This is a genomic window from Pseudoalteromonas sp. McH1-7, assembly GCF_013366255.1.
GTDB classification, from domain to species: domain Bacteria; phylum Pseudomonadota; class Gammaproteobacteria; order Enterobacterales; family Alteromonadaceae; genus Pseudoalteromonas; species Pseudoalteromonas peptidolytica.
Genome location: NZ_JABWPQ010000010.1, coordinates 63,740 through 82,007, shown reverse-complemented (window position 1 = coordinate 82,007; position 18,268 = coordinate 63,740). Strand labels below are relative to the sequence as shown.

General features: G+C 41.6%; 13 protein-coding genes. 6 read left to right on the top strand and 7 right to left on the bottom strand.

Going from position 1 to position 18,268, the window contains the following annotated elements:
- Nucleotides 1-209: 209 nt before the first annotated feature.
- The 3 genes from HUZ36_RS09045 to HUZ36_RS09035 form a co-directional block, all read right to left on the bottom strand.
- A complete protein-coding gene (locus tag HUZ36_RS09045; protein ID WP_176032642.1) occupies nt 210-1,880 on the bottom strand; it encodes a hypothetical protein in 1,671 nt (556 codons plus the stop codon).
- Between the two features lie 62 nt (nt 1,881-1,942).
- Complete coding sequence (locus HUZ36_RS09040; protein ID WP_125251221.1) at nt 1,943-3,856, bottom strand: alkaline phosphatase PhoX; 1,914 nt, start codon at nt 3,854-3,856, stop codon at nt 1,943-1,945.
- Between the two features lie 182 nt (nt 3,857-4,038).
- Nucleotides 4,039-4,575, bottom strand: coding sequence for a lipocalin family protein (locus HUZ36_RS09035; RefSeq protein WP_176032641.1), 537 nt, complete (start codon nt 4,573-4,575; stop codon nt 4,039-4,041).
- 168 nt (nt 4,576-4,743) lie between these two features.
- Here HUZ36_RS09035 and HUZ36_RS09030 point away from each other — a divergent pair, with 168 nt between their 5' ends.
- On the top strand, nt 4,744-5,286 hold the full coding sequence (locus HUZ36_RS09030) for a DUF6942 family protein (RefSeq protein ID WP_176032640.1): 543 nt from the start codon (nt 4,744-4,746) through the stop codon (nt 5,284-5,286).
- A gap of 289 nt (nt 5,287-5,575) precedes the next feature.
- Here the strand turns inward: HUZ36_RS09030 and HUZ36_RS09025 are convergent, their stop codons facing one another.
- The 4 genes from HUZ36_RS09025 to HUZ36_RS09010 form a co-directional block, all read right to left on the bottom strand.
- The gene (locus tag HUZ36_RS09025) at nt 5,576-6,241 is read right to left on the bottom strand and encodes a class I SAM-dependent methyltransferase (RefSeq protein WP_147390537.1); all 666 of its coding nucleotides are present in this window, start codon (nt 6,239-6,241) and stop codon (nt 5,576-5,578) included.
- A 10-nt stretch (nt 6,242-6,251) separates the two neighbouring features.
- The gene (locus HUZ36_RS09020) at nt 6,252-9,905 is read right to left on the bottom strand and encodes an AAA family ATPase (RefSeq protein ID WP_176032639.1); all 3,654 of its coding nucleotides are present in this window, start codon (nt 9,903-9,905) and stop codon (nt 6,252-6,254) included.
- Nucleotides 9,895-11,109, bottom strand: coding sequence for an exonuclease SbcCD subunit D (locus HUZ36_RS09015; RefSeq protein ID WP_176032638.1), 1,215 nt, complete (start codon nt 11,107-11,109; stop codon nt 9,895-9,897). The genes HUZ36_RS09020 and HUZ36_RS09015 overlap by 11 nt, the downstream gene beginning before the upstream one ends.
- Before the next feature lie 81 nt (nt 11,110-11,190).
- Nucleotides 11,191-11,430, bottom strand: a complete 240-nt coding sequence (locus HUZ36_RS09010) for a hypothetical protein (protein ID WP_125251227.1) — start codon at nt 11,428-11,430, stop codon at nt 11,191-11,193.
- A 449-nt stretch (nt 11,431-11,879) separates the two neighbouring features.
- Here HUZ36_RS09010 and HUZ36_RS09005 point away from each other — a divergent pair, with 449 nt between their 5' ends.
- The 5 genes from HUZ36_RS09005 to HUZ36_RS08985 all read left to right on the top strand — a co-directional run bounded on the left by HUZ36_RS09005 (nt 11,880) and on the right by HUZ36_RS08985 (nt 17,889).
- A complete protein-coding gene (locus HUZ36_RS09005; RefSeq protein WP_176032637.1) occupies nt 11,880-14,306 on the top strand; it encodes a M1 family metallopeptidase in 2,427 nt (808 codons plus the stop codon).
- Nucleotides 14,303-14,797 carry a DUF6702 family protein gene (locus tag HUZ36_RS09000; RefSeq protein WP_176032636.1) on the top strand — a complete coding sequence of 165 codons (495 nt, stop codon included), beginning with the start codon at nt 14,303-14,305 and terminating at the stop codon, nt 14,795-14,797. Before HUZ36_RS09005 ends, HUZ36_RS09000 begins: the two co-directional genes overlap by 4 nt.
- Nucleotides 14,798-14,884: 87 nt before the next feature.
- Nucleotides 14,885-15,772, top strand: coding sequence for a hypothetical protein (locus HUZ36_RS08995; protein ID WP_176032635.1), 888 nt, complete (start codon nt 14,885-14,887; stop codon nt 15,770-15,772).
- A gap of 481 nt (nt 15,773-16,253) precedes the next feature.
- Nucleotides 16,254-16,955, top strand: coding sequence for a hypothetical protein (locus HUZ36_RS08990; protein WP_176032634.1), 702 nt, complete (start codon nt 16,254-16,256; stop codon nt 16,953-16,955).
- A gap of 187 nt (nt 16,956-17,142) precedes the next feature.
- Nucleotides 17,143-17,889, top strand: coding sequence for a reprolysin-like metallopeptidase (locus tag HUZ36_RS08985; RefSeq protein WP_147390530.1), 747 nt, complete (start codon nt 17,143-17,145; stop codon nt 17,887-17,889).
- Nucleotides 17,890-18,268: the final 379 nt, after the last annotated feature.

Genomic DNA, 18,268 nt, shown 5'->3' with positions numbered 1-18,268 from the left:
AAGTTAACTTTAATGTCACTGTCCAACTCAGTTAGTAAAATTACGATCTAATACATGATGGGAGTGATGATAGGCCTTGAAGCCGCTATTATTTCCACCGATACGATATTGAGGAATAACAGCGGCTGAAGTCATTGCCTACTGCGAAGCTTACGTACTAGAGTAAACTCACAATGTATCGCTTAACTCTTATGAAATGAGTACCCTTTTTATCGTGAGACATGCTGGGTTGTTGCCTTCCAGTCTAACTGCATATCCCAAACATATCGGTGTTGGGGGGCGAGTGGTTGCTGCGAGTCATCAACTTGCTCAAGCACGTTTTTTGCTTTCACTAAGGTAGCATCGCGACCAAATAAGTAGCTTTGCTCATGCACAATCGTCAAGTATGCTTTATTCAATGCCAATGCACGCGCTTTTGAAGGTGTAATTAGCTCATATATATTTTCAATAGCATTCACTTTCTCTGTATTTAGCGAGCCATCCTTGTTGAACCAGCGCATTAGCATTTCTTGATTTTGCCTAAACTCATCCCCTCCTCCGACACGCATCATATAAGTTAAAAACTCTCCTTGTACTTCACCTTTATTTGGCACATCTTTTATATCGTGTAAATTGATATAACCCCAACCAAGCTTACCCTCAACTTTTCGCGCAAACGAGAAAGTCTGATCATACGTAGAGCCGATCGTCTTGTGGCAGCCATTACAAAACGCTAATTCTTGCTCATGCTGCGGACGAAGTTGCCCCGACTTGTCTTCGATGTATCCGTTAATGGTCCAGCCGAAGTTGTTGTTAATCCCTAAATCACCAAGGTAAAGTGTTTGAGGGTAGTTTTCAAAAGACTTTTCTTTTGCTTCACGATAATAAGCGGCTCCCAGAGATTGTTTTGACTTAAAGTTATGCTTTTTCATATAGCGTACTTCTTTCATTCTGGGCGCGTTAAATATCTGCCCATTATCGTCTACTCCTATGTAACGAACAGTATGCAAAAACTCAGTATCTTCAGGGTACAGCTGATGGGCAAGTTGGATGTGCTTCGCATCTCCAACATAATGTAGGCGGCGTTTTATTTTATTTACTTGTGCTATTTTGCCATCGCCATTTAAATCCTCACCAACTCGCAATTCTGAAATTAAGGGCGTAGATATTTCGTCAAGCCCCTTTACAGCCAACTCCACTAAACTCAGATTTGTTAAGTACACATCTTGGTTATACGTATCACCTTTTTCTCTGAAAGCGTCGGCAAGCCTTATCATCACATCCCCAGTTGAGCCGTTGGTTGGCCAAAAGGTGCTAGGAAAAGGTTTATAATTAAATGCCACCCAACCACTATCGTCATTCGCTATCCCTAATTCATTGAATGCTTTATCTGGGTATGCCAAATCTTTGATTGGTGTTATTTCGCCTTTCCAGCTTGGGTCATTTTTAAGCTTTTCAATAAAAGGTGTGTAATTGTCTTGATTAACCCAGTTAGTAATATCTTGATCTGAAATACGCTTAATAAGTTCAGAGCGGTCTATAAACAAGTTTTTCCAGTGGTTTTTGAACCCCAAATCAGAAAACTCATAGGCACCTTGTAAGTTTGCATCTCGCATCATGTTCGGCCTACTTTTATCGTCGTATGACTGATGACACGCGTAGCATGGGTTCTTCACGCCATCTGTTTTTGTGTAACACTGAGGTGGGATAACTGATTCAGGGTTATAAACTTCATTATGTTCCATATATGCAGTAGCGGGAATATCATCTCCTGGCTGATAAGGTGGCGAAGCTTGCGCTACTTCTAACAACGTATTGTTCACTATGTTAGGTTGCTCATTATCGCAACCAACTATGCTAATACAACTAAAAAGTACGGTAAAAAGGCTAACGTATTTCACTTTTATGACTCCAAAATTTGGACAAAAAAATGCAGTGCATCGATAAATGCACTGCCATCTATTTAGTTATTTTGCTTTGGATCATAAAGCCATAGCGTATTGTTTTCTTGGAAGCCATCTTCACCGATAATGATGCGACCATCTTCCATCACAATCACGTTGTCAGGTTGTGAGAGTTGATTCACATCACAGCGCTCAGCACCAGTAAGTGAAGAGCGGTACGTCGATCCCATCACAACTGGCTCAATACGTGTTAAGTTATAGTTATTGTCGATATGTGCTCGATATACACCGCCACAATCTTTCACCCGTGCTGAAAGTTGAATATCACCCTCACCATCAATCATGGTTTTATCTATATCTGCAATCCCGATATACATATACGCTTTATCAACGACTTCTCCAGGCACCACATCTTGTCCGGTTACAGCCTCCAAAACGCGGTTATGATTAATACTAATGCCCTCAAGCTTGCGCCATTCAGCCGTTGCGCCCTTTTGACGTGCAGCTTGTCGTGACTCAAGGAAAATAGCTCTGTTATCCATAGGTTTACCAGCTGTTACTTTGCCGCCACCATTTTCTATGGTTGGATAGGTTGCAGCCCCTGTCGCCCACGCTTTAACGTCCGCAACAGACAAGTAGCTTGTTTGCCCTTCCACATAGTCTGATGTATTAATACCATCATACTCAGCAATCCAAGTTTCAATTTGCGCATTACTACCTCGGCCAAGCTCCACCCAAGAGATGTCAAACCCGGTAACAGCAGGATCTGTCAATCCGCTATCTTGCTTTAATTTTGCCGCATATAGCACACCTGCACTTAAATCTTCAGGTTGATCGGCAATAAACTTAAACAATACTCCACCGGTATCATCTTGTGATGAATAAACAGTGCGACGATCCGGCATCACGACTGAGTTTTCATGTTCATATCGTCCGATTGTGAAGTGCTTCACCACATCTGGAGTGTCTGTTGTCGGGTTTTGGATCTCTGCAATATAGCCGTAGCGATATGGATTAGGAAAGTCAGGTGCTGTCAACGCTTCCATCGTGTCATTCCCTGTTTCGGCAGGGTTATTCCACTGTGGATCTTGTGTCGTATCAACCGCGGACCATACAATCCACTCTTCAGAAGTTAGCGGAGTTCCCCAAGGAGAAACTGAGCCAAAGCAATTCGCCGCAGTGCCTTTAACACCATCAAAATCAACCATCATTGCTTCTTCAATTGACCACTTACCAGTTGTCGATTTGCTCATTTTTAAACGGCTTACGCCACCAGGGTAGGCTTCCCAGTTTGTAAACAGGTAACCAGAATCCGCAGTTACTGGAATAAAGCCATTAAAATCAGGATTGTCGTTTTTAATGATTTCTTCACCTGTGGAGATACTGTAATGTACCCCAAGACCGCCGGCTAATCCTTTGTCACCTAGCTGCGAGAACTTATCACCTGTTTGCCCCAAAATTTGGTATTGGCCAATTGCAGAAACCACCGTTTGTTGCTCCATGGTTGATGCAGGTACTGGAGCACTGGGTATATTAGATGGCAAGTTATTAAAATTCACACCTGTGAGGACACCCACTGTACCTGTATTAAAAGGCGTGTTGTTAAAGTTATCTGTCTCAGTGTTTGTGTCATTTGGATGTTGCACATTAAAGAATAAATCACCACCTTGAGAGAGGAAAAGACCCGTTACCTCTGCACCTGCTGGTACCGTTGCGATACGGACTAGACCAGGAACACTATAACTACCGTCACGACCATCAGTACCGTCAGTACCATCCACACCGTCCTTGCCGCTGGTGCCATCAGTGCCATCGACACCATCCTGACCATTGGTGCCATTTGTTCCATCTTGACCCGCAGTTCCTTGCTCACCTTTCGGGCCCGTGGCGCCTTGCGCACCATCGTCACCGTCACAAGCTGTCAGTGCCATGGCAACTGCCGCTGCTATTAAAGAATATGCTACACGCTTCATGAGTTACTCCAGTTCCTAAGTATTATTGTTTTGAAAAGCGTGCAACAGTGTGAAGTGTTCCTGTTACAGTTGACTGAATGATTTATTAACCATTTCCTACAGGAATAAGACACGATGGCCGTTGTCTCACGACCATTGAAATAAAAACCCAAAAAGGGTACTTGTTGTAAAGGGGGTTTACACTACTCTGGCTCTATTGCTTCATGCTCCATATAAATAAGTGCTTCAGTGTCAAAGCCATATCTATCAGATGTCGCTTTAAATTTATTCATAACAGCTTCAGACACTTTCGGAGTTCTTGAAAGTAACCATAGATAATCTCGGTTATAGCTTGTTACAAAAGCATATTGATAGTCTTCATCTAATTCAAATACCACATAGCTTCCATAAAATGGTCCAAAAAATGATACTTTAAGGTGCGCTATTTCCTTATTTGCAACAAACTTGGCCTTTCCTATCGCTTCTTTCCACACTCGCTCTTCTGTTACATACCCCCGATTAACAACCTTGATAGAGCCATCCGAATTTTGGCTGTAAGTCGCGGTAACATTTTGCATTCCTCTCTCAAATGCGTGATCCAACCTTGCAATTTCGTACCAAGTACCTTGGTATCGCTCAACATTAAATTCTTTGACCGGTTCAATTCCATTTGGCAGTCCGGTGCAGGCCGCCATCGATATGGTCACGATCGCACCCAAAAGTAGCTGTCTTAATTTCATTATTGTCTCCAATTTTGTCATCCTAATCATACGCGCTTATTAATGTTGTAGATTAGATCAAAATATAATTAGTACTTGGTATGTAAAGAAAGTAGTGATTTACCGTTTAGCATGCCAATTTTTCCCGATTTATTTTACACTTATAAAAATTTATCTCAGCAATGCCCCATGGATACAACACAAAACAAAAAAATACTAACTCGTGGCTTTGGTGCAAAGACAGGTCATGTTGCCTTTTATATTGAACATCCACCAGCCATACTTTCCTATAAGAACATCAGTAAAATCATACCCCTAGAGGGTGGAGAGATTGATTATATCAACAACCAATGTGGTAATGGCTGGCGGAAAATATTTAATGTTTTTGCCAAGTTTTTGTTCGCTGCTCAGTTGCCAGATCACAATATTACTAACTTCCCAAGTTGGCAGTCATATCGAGATAGCGCTTTATTACAAGCCTCAAGCCAAGAAGCCCTACTCTTTTCATCACCAGATTTTTCAATAAAATCATACAACTGGCATATAATTGCAGGGCGAACATATGCTAAATCGCTATTGAAAGATCAGATTTTTACTAACAGCTTGATATGGTTAGATGATGAGTTTGCAGTAGATACAGAGTTAAACCTGATCGTTTCACCATTTTTAGACTATCGCCAGCTAAGTAATATAAAAATCAATAGGTTAGCAAAGATAATTAAGGGAAACTAAGCTCATTCCTGCCATCATTGACGTTAACTTCACACTCTTAGATCACACTTTTACTAGGTAAAAATGTGATCTAACGTAAAGCGCTTTAGTATCAGATCATCATTTTACTAACCTAATTAGCAGTTATATTGCTTACAAATCGGCTTCTTAACGTCGAAATATGGGATAAAACAACAGAAAGCGAGCAATCTAGATCAATATTTTACTAACACCTCTTATACCAATTTGCTTAATTAAGAGGTCTATTTTGAGGCAAGCAAATTGGTAGTAGACTTGGTAAAAACTTGCTCTATTTTTTGGTTGCAACAACACCTGAAAAACCAAGTGCCTTGAAATAGGGTTTAGCGACCCCAAACCCTGCTGCATCGAGTAATTCCGCTAAGCGTATTTTATCGACTGGAAAAAACTCATGTTCTAAATTGACTCGCATGTGCTGCTCACCTTTCTCAGATAGCCCCAGTTGCTTACAAGCGATAAGCTGTGCGTCACGTTCAAAGGGCGTCACCGGCTTCTCCAAATCAGCAATAAAAAGGTGACCATTGGGTTTTAGCTGCTCACTCATTTGTTTAAATAACCGAGCCTTATCGCCATTGTCTTTCACAAAGTGCATCACCAATAAGCACAGCACAGCATCAACTTGATAGGCCGAAGGCGAAAGCGCACCATAGTGAAGTTGAACACGTGAGTTGATTTTCAGCTTAGTAAAATATTGATCTGCTATTTCTAACATATCAGCAGATACATCCTGCGCGATAAAACGCCACGTATGATTAAGCTTTGCTAACTCAACCACTTCCTTTCCTGTTCCAGCACCAACGATCAGAATTGTCGCATCATCAGGATAGAGCGCTAATAATTGAGCGCTACTTAACTGATGAAGTAACTCATAACCTGGTACTAGTTTAGTGATTCTTGAGTCGTAGTTTTGGGCTTCTTCGCCCGTAAAAGTCGGCATCCAAATTTCCTTATGTTTGTGGTACCAAATGTAATGATGAATAGCCTCCAGGCTGCTTATCGACATGGATCCGCGTTGCGATCCGCTCACTCATTTGCGCTACGTGTGAGATCACACCAACCTTACGCCCCTGAGATTGCAGCGCATCTAACGCGTCAATCGCGACTCCCAGTGTTTCTGGATCTAATGTCCCAAAACCTTCATCAATAAATAGAGAATGTATACTCACCTGATTGGAAGATAATGCGGCAAGCCCCAGAGCTAAAGATAACGACACCAAAAACGACTCACCGCCTGATAGCGTATTGACACTTCGCTGCTCATCCGCCATGTCCTTGTCTATTACCGCGATTTCTAATGACTGCTCAATCGTCGTCAACAGATAGCGTCTAGACAGTGTCCGAAGTTGTTGATTAGCGTACTGTAATAATATTTTTAATGTTTGTGTTTGCGCCCAATTGCGTAATTTTTTGCCCGTTGCATCGCCAAGTAACTTATCTAGTAAATGCCAGTGCTCATAGTCTTCTTGCAGCTGAGCCAAAATAGTTGCTTGGTCTGAAAATTGTTGTTTATTCTGCGTATCAATTTCCAAAGTGCTCTGCACTTGTAGTAATTGATTTTGTACTTCCTCGAGTGCTTGGTTGCTCACCTCAAGCTCAGCCTGCACGCGCTCTTTATCTATTCCATCAGGAAATTTTTGTTGTAGCTGTAGCAACTCCTCACGTTGATGTGACAAAAGTATTTTTGTGTCATCGCACATACGCTGGATTTGATGATACTGATCCAACTCGGTACGTGCCTCCTCTGAGCAAGCATCGAGTAATATTAATACCTGTGCATGTTCTAAGCGATTCTCATTTAACCAGTGTTCAAATCGCTGTGTTAGCTGCTGCACACGTTCGCCGTACTCAGCAAGTTGCTCTGTTAATTGTGATTTAGCTTGTGAGGCACTTTCACGTTTGGCTTCCGTCTGACTAATGTCAACTCGCAATTGTATGAGCGATTCTTGGGTCGTATTTTGCTGCGATTTTAACGCAGTAACCCACTCATCTAATGTCGAATGTTGTGATGGTAGATGCTTTTGCCTTTCACACACAATATCTTGTATGTGCTGTTGATGCTGCTGTAGCACATCTTCCAACTCAGCTAGCCTCAGCGCTTCGTCTTGCTTTTGCTGTGCCAATAAATTGCACTGATGCGTCAAACTGTCTTGATTTTGTAACAGCTCATCATAGCGCTTAGTGGTGGTAAGCCAACGTTGTACTCGCGCTTCCAACTCAGCCAAACCGGTACTGCATGATAAATCAAATTGCTGCCACCACTGTTTATCATCAATTAATGACGCTAACCTGTCTCTTAATGATTTGGACTTTTGCACAAGTTTCTCATGTTCAGTACGTATATGAACGATCTGATTATCTAGGTCATGATGCTGTTGCTGTATCGCCTGCTCTTGATCTTTAGCTTTCTCAAGTCTTTGCTGTGACAGCTGAACATGTTGCCACTGTTCGTCTATCTGGCTTCTCAAACGTGTTAATTCAGCGATCTGAGACTGAATTTGGAGTAACTTTTGTTCGGCTTGCGTCGCGTTTTCTACCTGATAGTTGTTCGGTAACGTCTCTAAATATTTGCGACTTTCATCAATCTGCTTAGTGCAATGAGCAATCTCTTGGTTCACAGATTGCCACAACGCATTCTCACGCTCTTTTTCACCCACTTGTTGATTATACCGCTGCAACACTTGTTCGCGAGCTCGCTCCGCAGCCTGATATTGAGCACGAAAGTCCCGCAATAATTGCTCCCAATGTGTATCAATATGCTCAACACCATAGGGGTGCTCTTTTGCACCACACACCATACATTCTTGGCCGGCTTTGAGTTGTGAACGTAAGTCACTGATCCGCTCACTAGCTCTGAGTTGCACTTGTTCTAAATTATCTCGGGTGAGTGCTAGGCGCTGTTTTGAAAGTTCGTCCTGCTGTTTAGTATCTTTTATCTGTAATTCTAATCGCTCTAAACCAATATGATGTTGAGTTTGCTGCGAGCGCAGTTGATGTAAAAGTGCCTCTCCTTCATTGATACTCTTGTGCGCTTGAACACACGCCGTCCAGTTTTGCATATCTTGAGTTAAGTCTCGAGCCGTTAACGGGGCTAAGTTTGCTTTCAACTCTTCAAGCGTTTGAACATCAGTAAGATAGGCTGAGTTTAGGGCTTGTGCTTGTACTTGGCATTCCTGTAAACGCGTCGCGAGTTGTTGCTGCTGCTCCGGTAAGCTATCGAGTAACGAAGTACATTCTTTGAGCTGTAACAATAATTGCTGTAAGTCCTCAAACTGAGGCAGTACTGTGTGCCACTGCGATGCTATGTTGGCAACCGATTGTAAGCCTGTTTGCTGCTGTTTAAGCTGGGTAAGTTCGCTCTCAATGTCTTGACGCTGCGATAGCTGCTGCTGTAATTCAAAGTCATACTGAGCTGCCAACTCAGTGTGTTTTGCAATGATGGGTTTAGTTTCTTGCTCCTGAGCACGATGCAACTTTAATTTGTCATCTAATTGCGTGATTGCATCAAATTTTGTCGCTTGCTGGGTAAAGTGCGCCTGCTGCTGGGCAAGTTGCAATTCTAACGCTTGCTCATGTGTTCGTAACGTATCCAAGGTAGTCTCAAATTCTAGCTCTTGTAGTTCTGAGAGCTGTGTTTGGCACTTTGTTTGGCGTAATTGTACTTGCTCTAGCTGCTCTCTATTATCTCGGATCTCATTCGCTTTGAGTACTTGCTCTGCGTGTTTTTGCTGCGGTTCACTCTGTATCAGTTGCTGTTCTTGTTGCTGCAACCTCTGTTCAATATCAATAATTTTTTGTTGTCGTGTTTCAATATCAACTAACCACTGAAGCTGGGTGTGAAACTGAGTGCTTTTGCTTTGTAGTTGATTTCTGTTTGTCAGCAGTGAGTCTTTTTGTGTTTTAAGCTCGGCACGCTGCTCTGCTGATAACAAGACAATCTGCCCTAACCTTTCTTGCAGTGCAGTTAACTCTTGTTTTTTTACCTTATGCGCTTCAAAAATTGCTTTACCGATCTGGCTGAACTTTTCGGTGCCGGTTAGGCACTCGAGTAATTGCGCTCGCTCATCACCTCCCGCTTTCAAAAATGCGGAAAATTCATGCTGAGCAAGTAATACAGCCCGAGTAAACTGGGTAAAGGTCAGCCCGACTAACTGTTCAATTTTTTGCTCAGTGTCTTTCTTCTTTTCGCACACCAGCGTCATATCAGGTAGACGAAATAGCTCTATCGATGCCGGTTTTAGATTGCCTTTTGGGCTTTTCCTGGCACGCTCAACAGACCAAACCACTTGGTATCGATTATTATCTTGTGCGACAAAAACAACCGATGCCGATCCTGCTGTACAGCCTCTGCGCAGCAAATTTCGGGGATCATTGAGTTTTATGTTGTCGCCGTTAAACGCTACCTTTTCTTTGTCATCTGATTTTAACCTTGCGGTTTTACCATAAAACGCAAGACAAATGGCATCAAGTAAGGTGCTTTTTCCCGCGCCGGTGTCACCTGTGATTGCGTAAAGACCGGTATCTTTGAGAGGCGCTTTCGTAAAGTCTACTTCAGCACTTTCAATGGATGCAAGATTGGTGATCTGTATCTTTTCAAGTTTCATCGTTTAACTCTTCCATGTTAGCGATAACTTCCGCAAGCTTATTGTGTAGACTTACAGGCGCTTTTTCTTCATCAGGCTCAAGTTCTCTGTATGCAATATCGAGTAAACTGGTAACAGACAGTGATTCTACTTTGGCTAGGTCCTCAAACAAATCCTCTACGGTGTCGCGCGCCTGTGTTACACGCTCAATTCCGCAAAACTTTATCGCTTTGCCTTTTAATGCAGCATCAATTTCAGCACGAAAGCGACTACTCGTCTCTGCTGAGGAAAGCCTTAACCTAATATAAGGAGCACTGTCGTACTGGCTAAAATCGTTTGTCGTGATTTCCTCACATAACTCGCGAAGACGCTTTGATCCCGTATCAGGAATATAAAGTACATCTTTGAAGCGTGGAACGTAAAGGGGATTTACAGCCACCAGCCTGTGTTCACTGAATTCGGCCAACAGTACTTGGTGGCTATAATGTCGTTCAGAAAAAGACATAGGTAAGGGTGTGCCGCAATATCTAATCGCATCGTGCTTTGCCACCTTCTGCGCTTTATGCAAATGACCCAATGCAACATAGTCAAACTGCTCGCCAAACACACCCGCTGAAATTGAGTCGAAGCCACCTATATTGAGGTTGCGCTCTGAATCCTCCGAAATAGCGCCACCTTTGGCATGCAAATGCCCCATCAATATAACCGGGCCTTTGCGTTTGGGTATGGTATCAATCGCCTGTTGGTAAGCGAGCTTAACACCTGTTTGATAATCAAACTCTTCATCTGAGGGTTTAGGAAGATCGGCACTACGCAGAAATGGCATTGCAACGACGTGTAGTTGCTGGGCTGCGACTGTCAGCTCTATCACCACTTTCTCTGGTGCTAATTTGTCAAAGCGACCAATTACATGTGTGTTGAACAGTGTTAATAGAGGTTTTGCAGCTTCAATACGATTAGCTGAATCGTGGTTGCCAGCAATAATTATGATGTGCAGCGCAGGGCACAATTGAGTGGCTTTTTGAATGAAAGTATATAGTTGTTTTTCTGCCGTAGCTGGCGGCGTAGCAGTGTGGAAGATGTCACCACTTACCAATAACACATCGATTTGGTTTTTGACCAACTCATCACATAACCAGTCTAAAAAGCATTGGTGCTCTTCTATCCGATCATGTTCGTAGAATGTTTGCCCTAAGTGCCAGTCAGATGTGTGTAAAACCTTCATTTAGCGTTCCTTTTTCTCAAGAAACGCTAATATAACATCGTCAAGCAATATTCGTCTTGTGAATATTGGCGCTTTACCTACTTATCGAGTTAATTGCCACCACGCAAAAATGATCACCGGTAGAGCGACTAAAAAGAATTTTGCCGGCAGCTTCAAAACGCGACTGTGTTTATCTTGCACACGTTTGATAGCCGATTTTTCATTACATGCTGCTACTTTATCAACGTAAAAATAGCCATCATCTAGATAGTCTTTACAGTTCTGTTCGTCTGCAGGAATTGCAACAAACTTCTCTTGTTTTTTTAGTATGTAGAAATCCATACTGCTCACCACATTAGATTCGCTAAACGGGTATTTAGTACTGAGCAAAACTAACGCCAGTTTTACTCAAATATTGTGAAGTGCGCGATTTTAATGACAAACTTAGGTCAATATCAACAACTAATTTTGATTTCTTTATTTATTTATAAAATGTAGACAATAAATTGGCAGAATACCTTTATGGCATGCAAATTAATTTATCCTAATTTGCCACTTTTCCTTATCAAAAACAAAGAATTGAAAAGTATGAAAGTCATCGGTTATCGGAACTTGTTACTTTATCTCAAAACTTTGATCTCTGGTTTTTTCTTTGTCAACTTATTGGCATTGACCGAGCGCCTTCATCACCACGTGTCGACACACTATTCGCTTCGGATTCATATAATATAAAACATTGAAAAATAGGACTTATCGATCAGAGTTTTGGTACGGTAAAACAGGAAATAATAATGAAAATATCAACACGTGCCATCCCTTTGATGGCAATACTGGCTTTATCACAGGTCGCGCATGCTAGTGCGATTGCTCAGACCAAAGGCCATTTCGAAGATAAGTTCCGCCAACTTGACGAAACACTCCCCACCCCCAACATATATCGCAGTGCAGCAGGGGAGCCAGGTGAACACTATTGGCAACAAAAAGTGGATTATGATATTGATGTTCACTTAGATGAAAAGGCTAAAAAGATAAGTGCGAAGCAAACTATCCACTATAAAAATAACTCACCCCATACCCTCAAATATTTATGGCTACAATTAGACCAAAATATTTTTAAAATGGACTCAATTGCAGAGCGCAGCACCACATTTGAGAATAAATTACAGAGTAATCCTGTTGCAAACCCTGCAAAAATTTCACTCAATCAACTCAGACGCCAGCAATTTATGGATGATAACGAATTAGGGTTCATCATCGAAAAAGTTACAGATAGGCACCATAAACCGCTCAATATAACCATTGTAGACACCCTGATGCGTGTGGACCTAAACGAGCCACTAAAACCAGGAAAGGAAACACAGTTAAACTTAGCGTTTGCCTTTAATATTGTTGAAGAAGATGCCGTCGGCGCACGTTCAGGATATGAGCATTTTGATAAAGATGGTAACGATATATTTTTACTTGCTCAGTGGTTTCCACGACTTGCGGCCTATACCGACTACGAAGCGTGGACAAATAAGGCTTTTCTTGGCAGTGGTGAATTTACACTAGAGTTTGGTGATTATAATGTTGAAATTACTGTGCCAGCGGATCATATCGTCGCCGCAACAGGAGCGCTTGAAAATCCGCAAGAGGTATTAAGCCAGTCACAACAACAACGCCTAGTTCAGGCAGAAACAGCATCTCGCCCAGTTTTTATAGTCTCTAAAGAGGAGGCAGTTGCCAACGAAAAAACCGCGACGAATGAAACTAAAACATGGCATTTCAAAGCTAAGAATGTGCGTGACTTTGCTTGGGCATCCTCACGAAAGTTTATGTGGGATGCAAAAGGCTATCAGCAAGGTGGTAGTGAGCAACCACTCGTCATGGCCATGTCATTTTATCCAAAAGAGGGTGGGGAACTTTGGAAAAAGTATTCAACAGAAGCAATTATCCATACCATGGAGGTCTACTCTCGGTTTTCATTTGATTACCCTTATCCAACCGCACAGTCAGTTAATGGACCTGTTGGAGGAATGGAGTATCCGATGATTACCTTCAACGGACCAAGAACTACACTACAAAAAGATGCTACCCGGACTTACTCACTTGCTGAAAAACGCTTTTTGATTGGTGTTGTTATTCATGAGATTGGGCATATTTACTTTCCTATGATAGTCAACTCAGATGAACGCCAGTGGACTTGGATGGATGAAGGTCTAAACAGCTTCTTAGATGGCGTGGCGGGAAGAGAGTGGGATCCCACCATCCCCTGGGGAGTCGAGCCAAGAGACATTGCAGCCTACATGAAATCTGAAAACCAATCTCCCATCATGACTCAGTCTGATAGTGTACTACATTTAGGACCAAACGCTTATACCAAGCCAGCCGCCGCATTGAACATATTACGTGAAGTGATTTTAGGTCGTGAACTATTTGATTTTGCCTTTAAAGAATATGCGCTGCGTTGGAAGTATAAGCGCCCAACCCCAGCTGATTTTTTTAGAACCATGGAAGAAGCTTCAGGCGTTGATTTGGATTGGTTTTGGCGCGGCTGGTTTTATAGTACAGATCACGTCGACATCTCACTGGATAAAGTCTATCAGTTACGTTTGGATACCAAAGATCCAGACATAGACTTTAATCGCCTAAGAGAATTTGAACAAAGCAAGCCCGTGTCGTTGTTTGTTATGCGCAACCAAGAAGAAGGCCGTGAGCTGTGGGTTGATAAAAACAAAGACATTCGTGACTTTTACGATGACCATGATCAGTTCACCGTAACGAACGAAGAGCGCAATGAGTATCAAGAGTTCTTATCAGAACTAAAACCTTGGGAGAGGCGAACCCTTGAGCGCGCAATCAAAGAAGACAAAAATTATTACGTACTCGCTTTTAGCAATCTAGGTGGACTGGTGATGCCTATTCTCTTGGAGCTAACCTATCAAGATGGGACAAAAGAGTCGCGATATATTCCAGCTGAAATTTGGCGCCGTAATGCCAAAACGGTGAATAAATTAATCATCACCGACAAAGATAAGTTACTTGCATCAGTCACAATTGATCCGCGCTGGGAAACCGCTGATGTTGACATTGAGAATAATCATTATCCGAGGCGGATTATAGAGTCTCGTTTGGAGCTTTATAAAAAGAAAGCCCGTGAAGGGAAGGTATATCGTGACATTATGCAAGATGTAAAATCCAAACTGAAACCACTTGACGAAAACGAGGATAAGCCATGAGGGTCTGGTATTTCAGCTGTGTTTTAATACTACTAATGCTGTCTTCATTATGTCATGCACATCAACTAAAAGCGGCAATCACTACTGTGTTATTTAATGAGCGAAGCGGAAACATTGAAATAATGCACCGCTTTTACCTACATGACACTGAGCACGCAATTGAGCACCTTTTTAGTCAAGATGCTGACATTTTTAACAATCAAAAAGATAGAGATAACTTTGCAAGCTATGTCAGTAAACGAGTTGAGTTAAAAGCAACTAACGGTAAAGCGCTCCCATTACAATTAGTGGGTGCTGAAATCGACGGTCAGTTTTTTTGGGTATACCAACAGACCCCTTTATTCTCACCAATTACTGCGCTGAATATGCGTCACGGTGCACTCAGAGATGTCTGGCCGCAACAGGTGAACCTAGTTAATTTTGAAGGTAAAGGAAAAGTGAAGTCCTTACACTTCGATGGCAGCGATGACTGGCTCAAAGTGACATTTTAACCTAAAGCGCTACGGCGCTTTTTACTTTCCCCGTAAATATCCTAGACTAAAACTAACTATAAATTTATCCGATAGTGAGGGCAAGGAATGAACGCCTCAGTGGTATATATACTTATCTTTATTTTGCTAGCGCCTCTTACTTCTGTGGCAAAAGATGTGGTTCGCTACAATATTTCCAAAGAATTTGCCGATCCTAAACAAGATTATTATATCGCCTTGTTGCGATTGGCACTTAATAAAAGTCGTGATCAATATGGCCCATATCAATTAATCGAAAACTCCTTTGATCAAACACCTCAAGGTAGGACATTGGAGATTTTAGAACAAGGGAAGTTACTAGATGTCCACTGGAGTATGACATCTATTCAACGAGAACAACACTTAGGCACCGTGTATATCCCGCTTCTAAAAGGGATGATGGGGGCACGGCTTTTCCTCATTCACAAAGATACCGCAGCTAGCATAGCATTACTCAACTCCCCCGTGCAGTTGGCAAGCCTTACCATAGGAAGTGGCATTGACTGGCCTGATACCGCAATCTATGAAAAAAACGGCTTTGATGTTGTTACCAGCGTTGCAACACTATTACCTAAGATGCTTGAGGAAAAACGTTTTGAGTTATTTCCAAGGGCACTGCATGAGCCCTGGACCGAGCTTGCGCACATAGATAACGCAGTAGTAGAACCTCAGTTTGCATTTTGCTATCCCGCTGCCATGTATTTCTTCGTTAATAAAAATAACACACGTTTAAAAGAGCGACTCTCTTTTGGCTTGAAAAAAGCCATTGATGATGGGTCATTCGACAAACTATTTTTTAGTCACCCAGTAACTCGCGAGGCAATAACCAAAGCAAAATTCGAGGACAGGCAGGTATTAAAACTCCTCAACCCAAATCTAAGTGGCCATACAAGAGATACACTTTTTAATCCACGGTTCACTTGGCAACCGATCCATCAATGTATATCCCCTCATTGACCAAAGGCTTGTTTGTAGTCCTCAACTCACTACTCTGATATTAGCGTCAATGCGCTTTCAACTACGCAAATAGAAATGAGGTTTCACATGAAAATTGCAGCTGTTCTGAACTAAAAATAGGAACAGAAATCCCCGTATTGCTCATGCAAAAAAATTACAGATGAATCAAAATATTTTAAACATAAGAATCAATAAGATAAAAAAATACACTAGATACAATTATCAAATACTGAAATAAAAGCTAAACGAATCAACCACTTTAACGCAACATACTTTAGTTACATTTGTTTGACAAAAAGGAGATTCAACATGATAAAAACACACACATTGTAAAGATTTGTTAATGAAAAATATACATACATATCATGAAGATATTTAATCTCAATGAATCCATTTGAAAAAACATCGTAAATTATAAGTTGATCAAGATCCCGCATCATGAATAGTATTTCACTAATTATTAACGTCGTCGTGGTGAATTATGCGGTTACTGATTATTGCATTACTTATTGGTTTTATTGGTATTGCTGTTTGGAAAATGATGCCTGAAACGGGGCAATCACATACAAATTTAATTCAAGTAGAGAATACTCAGAGCAATGAACAAAGTGATGAAATAAGTTCAACTTTAAAGGTCATAGTACCCACATCAACGTCTCAAAAAGACTTACAAGCAACTTCACAACACAAAGACAGTGATTTTTATGCTGTAAACAAAGTATCAGACAAAGCAAAAGCTGTACTCGAAGCCGCAAAAGTGCTGCCAAAAGATCTCAATAACGAAGCTTATATTGAGTTTGATTTAGCATCGCTGAGAAAACTCGAAGGTGGTGATAACTTTGAGCTGCTGATCCCACAAACGCAGGAGTCATTTATTGCCGAAGTTACCGGAATTTCTTCAGCTGAAAATGGCGATAAAAGTGTGTTTGGTAAAGTAACGGGTGCAGATGGGCGCTTTCACACCACAGTATTAACCGTCGGCAAAGACGCTGTTTACGGTCAGCTTACTGCACCTAGTGGGAATTACGTATTTGAGTCCAAAGATCAATACGGCTGGATTGCAGCGAAACGAGATCTGTATCGGTCGCATCAAGAAGAAGAACTTCACCCCCATGATCACCACAAGGACACGAAACAAGACTTAGTTTCAATAGAAGAAGATATTTTTACACCCAAAAAGTAATACCTATTTGCTTATTTAACTGCTTTATTTTGAAACAAGAGGGTCTTAACTAAAACTTGACGGTAAACTTTCTATCTATTTGTTTTAAATAGAAAGTTTTGACTCTTTTCGCGTCTAATTAGCGCACTGAAATTGAGTAAGTATTATGGCAAATTGGTATAACGTTCACTAAAAGAAAGGAAAAACAATGAAAACAACAGTAAAGGTAGCATCGCTGGCAACAGCACTCGCACTATCAGCAAGCGCATCAGCAGTTACAGTCGATATTGGTATTTTATATACTGACCAATCAGCGGCTGCAACATCAAACATCGATACAAAAATCAACCAATTAATTGCTTTCACAAACCAAGTGTATAGCCAAAATGGTATTGATCTACAACTACGTCTTGCAGGCAAACAAAACCTAGGTAACTACAACATTACTCCAACGAGTGGGTGGTTAGACTCTGTGACTAACAGTAGCTATGTGGCAAACCTGCGTGATACTTGGCGTGCAGACATGGTCGCAGTACTTGGCACTGGTGAACGTGATGGTAACTATATTACCTGTGGTTTAGCGTGGGTAGGGCAAGGTAGTAGCAGCACAGGTAACCTGCACTCATATATGAGTGACCGTATGTTTAGTATTACAGGTATTGATTGTGGCGCAACAACATTCGTACACGAATTAGGTCACAATCAGGGCTTAACTCACTCGCGTGAGCAAGGTGATACGAGTGGCGGTGTTTATGTCGATGGTATGGGCTACGGTGTAAAAGACAAGTTTGCTAGTATTATGGCATACCCACATGTATTTGGTAATGCAACGCAGTATGACTATTTCTCTAATCCAAATTGGTCAGTAGGCGGTGAACCTTACGGCATCGTTGGTAAAGCGTTTGCTTGGAAAACAGTAGATGCAACAAAAACGAGCATTGCAAACTTTAAGTAATACCAATTAGCTCAACCAACTAGGGCCTGCTTGCGAGACAAATGATATTGCGTAAAGCAAGCATGTCCTGATTGGCTTGAGACGAAAAGCCATGAATAATACCAACTTCCTTAATTAAGCGGTTTATTTTGAGGCGAGAAAATCTTGTCGATAACGAGGCAAAAATTTTGCTATTTAGTTGTTCTAAATAAGAAATTTTTAACGCTGTTCGCGTCAGATTTACTCCTTCAAATTGAGCAAGTATTAAGTCAAGTTGGTATACGTACCTTTTTCACCAGCGTCTCAGGTTATTAATAAGGCTGTATTTCCTTGGCACAAGCTAAATCAGTGTAGTGGTATCCGCTATCTATGCTGCCCAAAAACTAAAACACCACCAAAC